This is a genomic window from Nostoc sp. (genome assembly GCF_036917535.1).
GTDB lineage: Bacteria > Cyanobacteriota > Cyanobacteriia > Cyanobacteriales > Nostocaceae > Nostoc.
This window is the reverse complement of sequence record NZ_JBALDA010000034.1, coordinates 16,950-26,858: the sequence shown is the minus strand read 5'-3', so window position 1 is coordinate 26,858 and position 9,909 is coordinate 16,950. Positions and strand designations below refer to the sequence as shown.

The window sequence follows — 9,909 nt, the reverse complement described above, 5'->3', positions numbered from 1 at the left end:
AGGCACAGATTCCAAAAAATCGGGGTGTAGCTCAACTGGGTAGAGCGTTCCGTTGTCTGCGGAAATGTTGCGGGTTCAAATCCCGCCATCCTGGTTGTAGTCCTGTAGGCGAATAGTTTAAGCCGTCAGCCCACGGCAGTCGCTACAACGGAGGGAACCTCCGCAACGCGCTGCCTCCTCAAGCTGAAGATTGCGAGTGCGAATCTCGTTGGGACTCCCAAATGGCTGAGTAGCCAAGTGGTCGAAGGCGTTGGTCTGCAAAACCGACATCGTGAGTTCAAATCTCACCTCAGCCTCTGATGCAATCGCAGCGTAGCTTAATTAGCAAAGCCCCAGGTTCATACCCTGGTATATGCGGGTGAAAATCCCGCCACTGCCACCAAATGCAGGGATGGTGTAACGGTAACACCTCGTGACTCCAAATCCGATGTTCTAGGTTCAAATCCTAGTCCCTGTGTCAGACAATTTTAGATTAAAAAATTTAATCCAAAGTCTAAAATTCGGTAAATTATGCCCTCGTGGACGAATGGTTAAGTCAGTGCTCTTTCAAAGCACAGATGCGAGTTCAATTCTCGTCGAGGGAATGATTATGGGTCGGTGGCCGAGTCTGGCTGAAGGCGACAGTCTGTAAAACTGTTCTTTTTTGCACGCAGGTTCAAATCCTGCTCGACCCAGTGTGGAGAGGTGGCTGAGTGGCTCAAAGCGTCCTCCTGCTAAGAGGAAGCGGGTAGTTAATACCCGTCGCAGGTTCAAATCCTGTTCTCTCCGTTTTGAGAGTGTGGTGTAACCGGATAACATCTCAGTCTACGAAACTGAAGACGTGAGGGTTCAAATCCCTCCACTCTCGTTACATGGGAGAGATGATGGAGTGGCTGATTCGAGTTGAATTAAACCAGTCCACTGGGTAAAACCCATCTCTCCTCCTTATCCCTCGGTAGCTCAGTTGGTAGTTAGCGCCTGTTTGAAAAACAGGAGGTCGTCGGTTCGATTCCGACCTGGGGGGCTTCGTTGCCTCATAGCTCAATGGCAGAGCAAGCGGCTGTTAACCGCGCGGTTGTAGGTTCGAGTCCTACTGAGGCAGCCATTGATTGCCGGGTGGACGAATTGGTAAGTCGCATCGCTCTGAACGATGAGGTTGCAGGTTCAAACCCTGCCCTGGCAATAAAGCCCTGTAGTGTAATTGGCAACATAGCGCCCTTTGAAGGCGAAGATTCCAGGTTCGAGTCCTGGTGGGGCTGCCAAACTTTGCTCTTGTAGCCCAACTGGAAAAGGCTGCCGTCTCAAAAACGGTATGTTGTGGGTTCTGATTCCCACCAAGAGTACCAAAACTTGCTCCTGTAGCCCAACTGGAAGAGGTGGCAGACTTAAAATCTGTTTGTTTGTGGGTTCGACTCCCACCAGGAGTACCAACGGGATGTAATTCAGCGGTCAGAAGCCATGCTTTGGGAGCATGGAGTCGCAGGTTCGAGTCCTGCCATCCCGATATGCCCCTGTGACAGAAATGGCATACATGCTGGAATCAGAGTCCATTTTGCAGGTTCAAATCCTGTCGGGAGTACCAAAATATCTGGGTGTGGCGCAGATGGGAGCGCAGAAGTTTTGGGAACTCCAGGTCGCAGGTTCAATCCCTGCCACTCAGACTTTGCCCTTGTAGCCCAACGGAAGAGGCGCTTCGCTTAGAACGAAGAGGTTGCTGGTTCAAATCCAGTCAGGGGTATTTGGTGAATATGCGGGGATAGAGCAACGGTGGCTCGTCAGGCTAATAACCTGAACATCAGCAGGTTCAACTCCTGCCTCCGTCACCAAAATTAATGCTGGTGTAGCTCAATTGGCAGAGGAGGACACCGCCGTGCGGGGGTTCCCTCCCGTTGAGGCGAGTGCGAGTGTCCGTCAACTGACCTGTAATCAGTAGGTTGCAGGTTCAATTCCTGTTACCAGCTTGATGCGGGTGTGATGTAACGGCAGCATGAGACGCTTCCAACGTCTTCGTGCGAGTTCAAATCTCGCCGTCCGCTCTGAAACTTGGGGGTGTGATGTAATCGGTAGCATCTGAGTGCGCCATACTCAGTGCGTGGGTTCTAACTCCCTTGACTCGCTTGCGTAGTCCTGTAACTCAATTGGTAGAGTGTCTTCCTTACAAGAAGAATGTTGCGGGTTCAATTCCTGTCAGGACTACCAAATCTTGGGAGTGTAGCTCAATGGAATAGAGCGTCGAGCTTCTACCTCGAAAGTTGTGGGTTCAAGTCCTACCACTCCCGCCTGAACAAGTGAAAAGAGCAAAGTAAAAAGTAAAAAAAGAGAAATAATTAAATTCTTTCTTTTGACTTTTAACTTTTGACTTTTGACTTGTGTGATGGGGTCATAGCTCAGTTGGTCAGAGCGCCTGCCTTGCAAGCAGGAGGTCATGGGTTCAAGTCCCATTGATTCCACTGATGGTGTCTGAAGCCAAAGTGGTCGAGGCGCTGGTTTGTGGAACCAGTCATAGCGGGTTCAAGTCCCGTCAGACACCCCTAAATGGAAGATGCCGCTGAATGGACGGCAACTGGTCTTGAAAACCAGGGTATGGGCAACTGTAGGGGTTCGATTCCTCCATCTTCCACTTATCCACCTGAAGCCGAAAAGCGAGGCGCTGTGCTGATAACACAGAAATAGGAGGGGCAGTACCTCCCTGGTAGATTTATATCTAAGATTGGTGTTACAAGATTTGCGATGTAATCCAATCGCACTTGCTCACTTCTTTTTCAAATTAACTAGGGTGGTTGGCATACCGGCTGTGCAGGGGGCCTTTAACCCTCAGAAATAGGTTCGACTCCTATACCACCCACTAAACAATTCAAAATTCAAAATTCAAAATTCAAAAATGTAATCTTGGTTAGCCTTTTGGCAATTGCTAATATGCAACTTGAATGCTCGTTGGGTTATGAATAGCAACTCGCGATCGCTAGTTGAGCATGTTGCAATAATACATCTTTATCCAAAGCATGTATGGAATATTGCGGTGTTACTGCCAGTAGTTTCTCAATTCTTTCTCTAGCTGCTTCTACTACTGTTTCATCTAAGCTACCGTTACTGAGCGAATCAGCAAAATCTTCAGCAATCCGATAAGTTCTTTCAATAGATGATGAATTAATATTACGCGACACAATAAACAGATCGCAGCCTGCATTAAATGACCGCGCCACAGTACCAGCTTTCATAAATATATCTGAGATAGCTTTCATATCCAAATCATCAGATACGACCACTCCCTTAAAGTCAAGTTCCTCTCTAAGTATGGTTTCGAGGATAGCCTGGGAAAGCGTTGCTGGCACATCAGCATCTATCTTAGGAAATAAAATATGAGCAGTCATGATTAAAGGAATCTGTACTTCGATTAAAGCTCTGAAAGGTATAAGTTCTCGAAGTCGCAGGTCTTCTAGAGTTAAATTCAGTATTGGTAGCTCAATATGAGAATCCTTGCTGGTGTCTCCATGTCCGGGAAAGTGTTTAGCGCATCCCAAAATTCCTGAATCTCGAAGTCCAAGGTAATAGTCACGGGCACCTTGAGTAGCAGTTTCGGGAGTGTTACCAAAGGCGCGAGGCCCAATCACGGGGTTATCAGGATGGGAAAAAATATCGGCTACTGGTGCCCAAGATAAATTAATTCCCAATGATTTTAGTTCTACCGCTGTGGCTTTTGCTACTTCGTAAGCGTGCGATCGCAGTAATAAGGCATGAGGAAAGCGAGTAATTGGCGGTGGTGTACGAATTACACGACCTCCTTCATGATCGAGAGTGAGAAACATGGAATCATGTTCAGTATATTCTCGTATTTGCCTGTTTAAATCTTTGAAGCTTTCCAGCCAAATCTGATATGGGGTGCCATCCAAAAAGTTCTTAGCAAAAAAGATCGCCCCAATCGGTTTTAATTCATTGAGTGCCCGTTTATCGTCATCGCTTAATGTAGTGCCGGAAACACCTAGAATCAGGTGATGTCCAAAGCGCCTTAGCTTTTGCGATACACTCATAATCTTTTACCTATAAGTTGTCAGGTAAACAACTTGGTTGTTCAACCTAGAGGACATAAACATTTATCCTACACCCTTATAGGGAGAGGAAAGTTTTCAAAGTAGTCCTTAAGCAATACCCTAGATATTTCTTCATAATAAATACACAAATTAGCAAAGAAATCAACTACTTTAAGATAACTTTTGAAATTAGCTATTTTCAGTCAAAGGAAATACTTTTGTTTCCCGAAATCACTTGCATGTAAATATAGAGAAAGTGCACGCCGCAAAGCTATTGCCAACAATGGTATTGGCAATTTATTTGGACAGTGCGCGTAGGTAAAATTCTCTTTGGCAAAAGTTTTTTGGGGAAGCGATCGCACAATGACTGCCAAATGTAACGGTTTGCAACGTATAATAAAAACGACAAAACCATTAAGAAATATTGAAGGGCATTAGGGTTAAATGCGAGTAGCGATCGCGGGAGCGGGACTAGCAGGACTTTCCTGCGCGAAATATCTTACAGACGCAGGTCACACACCCATTGTCTTGGAACGTCAAGACGTTCTAGGCGGTAAAGTGGCTGCGTGGAAAGATGCTGATGGAGACTGGTACGAAACAGGTCTGCACATCTTTTTTGGCGCATATCCTAATATGTTGCAGTTATTCAAAGAGCTGGACATTGAAGATCGATTGCAGTGGAAAGAACACACAATGATTTTCAACCAGCCGGATGTACCAGGTACTTACAGTCGCTTTGATTTTCCAGATTTGCCCGCACCGATTAATGGTATAGTGGCAATTCTGCGAAATAACGACATGCTGACATGGCCAGAAAAAATCCGTTTTGGCATCGGATTATTGCCCGCCATGATTCAGGGGCAAAAGTACGTTGAAGAAATGGACAAATACTCTTGGACAGATTGGCTGCGTAAACACAACATTCCAGAACGGGTCAATAAAGAAGTATTTATTGCCATGGCCAAATCGCTTAACTTCATTGGCCCAGATGAAATTTCGGCAACCATTCTTTTAACCGCCCTCAATCGTTTCCTCCAAGAAAAAAAAGGCTCGAAAATGGCCTTTCTGGATGGTTCGCCAACAGAACGATTGTGTCAGCCCCTAGTGAATTACATTACCGAACGCGGTGGAAAAGTCTGCTTGAATGCCCCTTTAAAAGAGATTTTGCTAAACGACGATGGTAGCGTCAAAGGATACTTAATTCGGGGGTTGAATGGAGACGAAGATGAAGTCTTCACGGCAGATTTGTATGTATCTGCCATACCGGTTGACCCTTTGAAGGTGATTTTGCCAGCACCTTGGAAAGAAATGGAGTTTTTCCAAAAGCTAGAAGGGTTGGAAGGCGTACCTGTGATTAACGTGCATTTGTGGTTTGATCGTAAACTTACGCAAATTGATCACTTGCTATTCTCGCGATCGCCCCTCCTAAGCGTTTATGCTGATATGAGCAATACCTGCCGTGAATATGCCAACCCTGAGCGCTCGATGTTGGAATTAGTTCTAGCCCCGGCAAAAGATTGGATTGCCAAATCCGATGAGGAGATCGTGGCTGCAACTATTGCCGAGTTGGAAAAACTCTTCCCCGACCACTTTGGGGGAGACAATCCAGCAACATTGCTGAAATCTCATGTGGTGAAAACGCCCCGTTCAGTTTACAAAGCGACTCCTGGTCGTCAACAGTACCGTCCCTCGCAAACAACCCCCATTAGTAATTTCTATCTTAGCGGGGATTACACCATGCAACGCTACTTAGCCAGTATGGAAGGTGCCGTACTTTCTGGTAAGCTGACAGCGCAGGCGATTTCTGAGGCCCTGCCGGTAGTAAATTCCTCAAACCTGCAAACGCTCACCCGACCGCCCGCAACGAATGCTGCAACTGCCTGATTCCCCGCCGCGTATGAAAACGCTGGTCTCTGTAGACGAGTCATACAAACTTTGTCGGCATCTCACAGCAAAGTATGCCAAGACTTTTTACCTGGGTACTTTGTTGATGAGTCCGGTAAAACGTCAGTCTATTTGGTCGATTTACGCTTGGTGTCGCCGTACAGATGAATTGGTGGATGGCCCTGCATCTGCTATTACCACGCCAGAAACCCTAGACCTATGGGAACAGCAGCTGGAATCGATTTTTGCGGGACGCCCATTAGAAAATTATGATGTCGCTTTAGTTGATACTCTCCAGCGCTTTCCAATGGACATTCAGCCATTTCGGGATATGATTGCTGGTCAGCGCATGGACTTATATCGCAGTCGTTATGAAACCTTTGAGGAATTATACCTCTACTGTTACCGTGTTGCCGGTACTGTTGGCTTAATGTCAACATCAGTTATGGGTGTGGATAACACCATATATGCAGCACCGTGGCAGCAAAACATCCAACCTTATGTTCCCACAGAAGAAGCGATCGCTCTGGGAATTGCCAATCAACTCACCAACATCCTGCGGGATGTGGGAGAAGATGCCAAACGGGGGCGGATCTACATTCCTCTTGAGGACTTGGCAAAATTCAACTATACCGAGCAAGACTTCTTTAATGGTGTGGTAGATGAGCGTTGGCGGGCATTGATGCGCTTTCAAATTGACCGCGCTCGCCAATTTTACACTACATCTGACCGGGGAATTACTTATTTAGCATCCGATGCCCGTTGGCCTGTGTGGGCAGCATCAATGCTGTACGGTCAAATTTTGGAGGCGATTGAACGCAACGCTTACGATGTATTCAGTCAGCGGGCTTTTGTTCCCCAGTGGAAAAAGCTACGCACCTTGCCCATAGCTTGGATGCGATCGCAAGTTCTTTAAATAATTAGTTATTAGTCCTTAGTCCTCAGTGTTTTATAAATGACAAATGACAAATGACCATTGACTCTTCCCCACAAATTTGCTATCGTTATTATTCGTGAGTCATGGAGAGGTGGCTGAGTGGTCGAAAGCGGCAGATTGCTAATCTGTTGTACGGCAGGCAACTCCGTACCGAGGGTTCGAATCCCTCCCTCTCCGTTTTTCAGGTTTTGATACACGGATAATATCCTGTGTAGAAAAATAAATATTAATGCCGGGTAAATACTCCTACTCCCAAAGATGGATGATATGATTTATCCTTTGAAGTCTTGATAAGATCCAGCTAAGTTACAAATTTAGTTTGGATCTTATTTTTAGGCTCCTAAGTATTTTGAGGAGTGAGAGTAATTTATGAAAAAAATTAGCACCGCCTTAGCCTTCAGTATAGCTACCCTAGCAACTGGGTTTTTAGTTGGGGCTTGTGGTGATAGCAGTACCCCCAACGGTACAGCTAACAACGGAAGTACTGCTACCCCAGCGGCAAACTCAACTACTACAAGCAGTGCTAAAGGACTAAAAATTGGTTCTCTGCTACCGACAACAGGCGACTTGGCTTCTGTAGGACAGCAGATGCTAGGTTCTGTCCCTTTACTGGTCGATACGGTTAACGCTTGCGGTGGGGTAAATGGCGAACCTGTTACCTTGGTACAAGTAGACGACCAAACCGACCCGAAAGCTGGAGCCGCCGGTATGACCAAACTAGCAACTTTAGATAAAGTAGCAGGTGTAGTTGGTTCCTTTGCCAGTAGCGTTTCTAGTGCAGCAGTCTCCATTGCCACGCCGAATAAAGTAATGCTGGTTTCTCCTGGTAGTACCAGTCCCGTATTTACCGAAAAGGCTCAAAAAGGCGACTATAAAGGCTTTTGGGCACGTACAGCTCCCCCCGATACATACCAAGCACTAGCTTTAGCCCAACTTGCCAGAAAAAAAGGTTTCAAGCGAGTTTCTACAGTCGTGATTAATAATGACTATGGCGTAGGGTTTGAAAAAGCATTCGTGCAAACTTTTGAAAAATTGGGTGGAACCATAGTTAATAAAGATAAGCCTGTCCGCTATGATCCAAAAGCCCAAACATTTGATACAGAAGCAGCTGCTGCTTTTGCTGGTAAGCCAGATGCAGTCTTGGCTGTACTCTATGCAGAAACTGGTAGTCTGTTCTTGAAAGCCGCCTATCAGCAAGGTGTGGCAAAGGGAGTACAGATTTTGTTGACAGATGGCGTCAAATCACCTACTTTCCCAGAACAAGTTGGCAAAGGCGGTGATGGTAAATATATTTTGACAGGAGCGATCGGTACAGTACCAGGTTCCGATGGTAAAGCATTAGAAGCTTTCAACAAGCTGTGGAAGGATAAAAAGGGTGGTGCACCAGGGGAATACGCTCCTCAAGCTTGGGACGCAACTGCTTTATTGACATTGGCGGCGCAAGCTGCTAAACAAAATACAGGCGTTGGCATAGCCAGCAAAATTCGGGAAGTTGCTGATGGGCCTGGCACAGAAGTTACTGATGTTTGCGAGGGGCTGAAGTTACTTAAAGATGGTAAAAAAATTAACTATCAAGGAGCCAGCGGCAACGTAGATGTTGATGCTAACGGCGATGTTGTCGGAGTATACGATGTTTGGACAGTAGGAGATGATGGCACAATCAAAGTGATTGACAAAGTTACCCCTAAATAAAAACTAAGGAGTTATGAGTTATGAATTTAATCTTGATAACTCCTAACTCCTAATTCTTAAAGCCCACTGAAGTTGTAACCAACTCCTAACAACAAGCCCACATCAGTTTCATCGAAAAATCCAGCATTTATAGCAGCCGTTGCTGTAAATTGAGAAGTTAGAGGCACATCAATGCCAGCAGATGCCAAAAAGGCAAATTGCGAATCATCACCAGTTTTATAAGCTGCACCCACTCCGACATAAGGTGCGATCGCTAATGGTTCGCTAAAAGCATCTGCTGGTTTGAAGGTAAAATCATAGGTAATCGGAAGTAAAATTGTAGTGTTATCCCCAAATACAGCTGAGGGTCGCACTGATACAGAATTTGTCAGTCTGATTTTGCTAACTACTGCAAAGTTACCGTCGCCCAAAGACGTGTCACCACCACTCAAACCAATGTTAGCAGCGATCCCAAGATAGCTACTACCACCACTTGTAGTTCTACCTAAATCAATATCCGATTGCGCTACTTTGGTAGCAGATGGTTGAGCAGTAGCTTTAGAAGTCGGTTGTACAAATTCAGAGGTAAGCGTCGCAGATGAAGTCGCCACTGTGCCTGGAACGGGTGTGAGTGTTACACTAGCGTTTTCTTGTATCGCAGTGTTGGGCAACTGCTCTACCTTAGTTAAATTTGTGACAGTAAAAGTTTTAGTTATTTCTGTAGAGAGATTTTGGCTTTCAGTGTCTATTTCTGGATTAAACTCGTTGGGAGACGCTACGGTTGCGGAAGGTTCGGTTAATGGCTGACTGCTCACCTTGTCTACTGTCTGGGCACTTGCAGATAAATCGCTACTCAGGAATGCAAGAGCAGCTAAACTTGGCAACCAAAAAACACCTTTACGAAGAAAAATAGTATTCACATTCACTCCTAAAACAATGTTGCCACGAAAAATAAAGGTTTTTGTTGATTTAGTCAACAAGTTCGGGCAATACTCAAAATTTAACATCAAAAAATCGGTTTGACATCAAGCACTTTACTTGATTTCTCTGGTTAATATTTACTAGCAAAAAACTAAATACTATAGCAATCTTGAATCATTTGTGAAAAACAAGACCCCCGACAACTTTTGCGAAGTTGGGAATCTGTGAGTTGCAATTTTCACAAATTAAATAGAATTGCAATATGTTTATTTTAAATATCCTGAATTTGATAGATGACAAATAGTCTCTTTACCTGAAACTAAGATAGTGTTTTTTAAGGAAGCGATCGCAATTGCGGCCTCTCCTATGAAAAGAAGAAGTTTTCTAGTATAACTGCATTACTGCCAAAGGCAGCTAGATTGTGAAGTGATATTACAAAGCTTGCAAAAATATTTAGAAATTGCCTACAAGTCAAACATAGTTCTAACG

General features: G+C 45.1%; 5 protein-coding genes and 27 tRNA genes. 30 read left to right on the top strand and 2 right to left on the bottom strand.

Annotated elements, in window-relative coordinates:
- Nucleotides 1-20 precede the first annotated feature (20 nt).
- From V7K56_RS10720 to V7K56_RS10595, 26 genes are all read left to right on the top strand, one after another.
- A tRNA-Asp gene (locus V7K56_RS10720) sits at nt 21-94 on the top strand.
- A 129-nt stretch (nt 95-223) separates the two neighbouring features.
- A tRNA-Cys gene (locus tag V7K56_RS10715) sits at nt 224-296 on the top strand.
- Between the two features lie 10 nt (nt 297-306).
- A tRNA-Met gene (locus tag V7K56_RS10710) sits at nt 307-382 on the top strand.
- A gap of 3 nt (nt 383-385) precedes the next feature.
- A tRNA-Trp gene (locus tag V7K56_RS10705) sits at nt 386-457 on the top strand.
- Nucleotides 458-513: 56 nt separating this feature from the next.
- Nucleotides 514-584, top strand: a tRNA-Glu gene (locus V7K56_RS10700).
- Nucleotides 585-591: 7 nt separating this feature from the next.
- Nucleotides 592-674 (top strand) — tRNA-Tyr (locus tag V7K56_RS10695).
- A gap of 4 nt (nt 675-678) precedes the next feature.
- A tRNA-Ser gene (locus V7K56_RS10690) sits at nt 679-768 on the top strand.
- A 4-nt stretch (nt 769-772) separates the two neighbouring features.
- Nucleotides 773-847, top strand: a tRNA-Arg gene (locus V7K56_RS10685).
- An 81-nt stretch (nt 848-928) separates the two neighbouring features.
- Nucleotides 929-1,003, top strand: a tRNA-Phe gene (locus V7K56_RS10680).
- A gap of 6 nt (nt 1,004-1,009) precedes the next feature.
- A tRNA-Asn gene (locus V7K56_RS10675) sits at nt 1,010-1,084 on the top strand.
- Between the two features lie 5 nt (nt 1,085-1,089).
- Nucleotides 1,090-1,162 (top strand) — tRNA-Gln (locus tag V7K56_RS10670).
- A 3-nt stretch (nt 1,163-1,165) separates the two neighbouring features.
- Nucleotides 1,166-1,241 (top strand) — tRNA-Gln (locus V7K56_RS10665).
- Nucleotides 1,242-1,247: 6 nt separating this feature from the next.
- A tRNA-Leu gene (locus V7K56_RS10660) sits at nt 1,248-1,325 on the top strand.
- Nucleotides 1,326-1,331: 6 nt separating this feature from the next.
- Nucleotides 1,332-1,409, top strand: a tRNA-Leu gene (locus V7K56_RS10655).
- 1 nt (nt 1,410) lies between these two features.
- Nucleotides 1,411-1,483, top strand: a tRNA-Pro gene (locus V7K56_RS10650).
- A gap of 84 nt (nt 1,484-1,567) precedes the next feature.
- Nucleotides 1,568-1,640 (top strand) — tRNA-Pro (locus V7K56_RS10645).
- 4 nt (nt 1,641-1,644) lie between these two features.
- Nucleotides 1,645-1,717, top strand: a tRNA-Leu gene (locus V7K56_RS10640).
- A 12-nt stretch (nt 1,718-1,729) separates the two neighbouring features.
- Nucleotides 1,730-1,805: transfer RNA gene (locus V7K56_RS10635), tRNA-Ile, on the top strand.
- A gap of 8 nt (nt 1,806-1,813) precedes the next feature.
- Nucleotides 1,814-1,940 (top strand) — tRNA-Thr (locus V7K56_RS10630).
- 4 nt (nt 1,941-1,944) lie between these two features.
- A tRNA-Gly gene (locus V7K56_RS10625) sits at nt 1,945-2,015 on the top strand.
- An 87-nt stretch (nt 2,016-2,102) separates the two neighbouring features.
- A tRNA-Val gene (locus tag V7K56_RS10620) sits at nt 2,103-2,178 on the top strand.
- Between the two features lie 6 nt (nt 2,179-2,184).
- Nucleotides 2,185-2,258 (top strand) — tRNA-Arg (locus V7K56_RS10615).
- Between the two features lie 97 nt (nt 2,259-2,355).
- A tRNA-Ala gene (locus tag V7K56_RS10610) sits at nt 2,356-2,429 on the top strand.
- A gap of 6 nt (nt 2,430-2,435) precedes the next feature.
- A tRNA-His gene (locus tag V7K56_RS10605) sits at nt 2,436-2,509 on the top strand.
- A 7-nt stretch (nt 2,510-2,516) separates the two neighbouring features.
- Nucleotides 2,517-2,599, top strand: a tRNA-OTHER gene (locus V7K56_RS10600).
- 154 nt (nt 2,600-2,753) lie between these two features.
- Nucleotides 2,754-2,824, top strand: a tRNA-Lys gene (locus tag V7K56_RS10595).
- A gap of 94 nt (nt 2,825-2,918) precedes the next feature.
- Here V7K56_RS10595 and V7K56_RS10590 read toward each other — a convergent pair.
- The gene (locus V7K56_RS10590; RefSeq protein ID WP_334910205.1) at nt 2,919-4,007 is read right to left on the bottom strand and encodes a glycoside hydrolase family 3 protein; all 1,089 of its coding nucleotides are present in this window, start codon (nt 4,005-4,007) and stop codon (nt 2,919-2,921) included.
- 444 nt (nt 4,008-4,451) lie between these two features.
- Between V7K56_RS10590 and pds the strand changes: the two genes are divergently transcribed.
- The 4 genes from pds to V7K56_RS10570 all read left to right on the top strand — a co-directional run bounded on the left by pds (nt 4,452) and on the right by V7K56_RS10570 (nt 8,520).
- Nucleotides 4,452-5,891, top strand: a complete 1,440-nt coding sequence (pds, locus tag V7K56_RS10585; RefSeq protein ID WP_334910203.1) for a 15-cis-phytoene desaturase — start codon at nt 4,452-4,454, stop codon at nt 5,889-5,891.
- Entirely contained in the window at nt 5,875-6,807 is a 933-nt protein-coding gene (gene crtB, locus V7K56_RS10580; protein ID WP_334910201.1) for a 15-cis-phytoene synthase CrtB, read from the top strand. The genes pds and crtB overlap by 17 nt, the downstream gene beginning before the upstream one ends.
- A 106-nt stretch (nt 6,808-6,913) precedes the next feature.
- Nucleotides 6,914-7,005, top strand: a tRNA-Ser gene (locus tag V7K56_RS10575).
- 192 nt (nt 7,006-7,197) lie between these two features.
- A complete protein-coding gene (locus tag V7K56_RS10570) occupies nt 7,198-8,520 on the top strand; it encodes an ABC transporter substrate-binding protein (protein WP_334910199.1) in 1,323 nt (440 codons plus the stop codon).
- Nucleotides 8,521-8,576: 56 nt separating this feature from the next.
- Here the strand turns inward: V7K56_RS10570 and V7K56_RS10565 are convergent, their stop codons facing one another.
- Entirely contained in the window at nt 8,577-9,419 is an 843-nt protein-coding gene (locus tag V7K56_RS10565) for a hypothetical protein (protein ID WP_334910197.1), read from the bottom strand.
- Between the last annotated feature and the right edge of the window lie 490 nt (nt 9,420-9,909).

Bases quoted from the DNA above. Each gene is read 5' to 3' on its own strand.
- V7K56_RS10590 (WP_334910205.1), bottom strand. From the start codon at position 4,007: ATGAGTGTATCGCAAAAGCTAAGGCGCTTTGGACATCACCTGATTCTA.
- pds (WP_334910203.1), top strand. From the start codon at position 4,452: ATGCGAGTAGCGATCGCGGGAGCGGGACTAGCAGGACTTTCCTGCGCG.
- crtB (WP_334910201.1), top strand. From the start codon at position 5,875: ATGCTGCAACTGCCTGATTCCCCGCCGCGTATGAAAACGCTGGTCTCT.
- V7K56_RS10570 (WP_334910199.1), top strand. From the start codon at position 7,198: ATGAAAAAAATTAGCACCGCCTTAGCCTTCAGTATAGCTACCCTAGCA.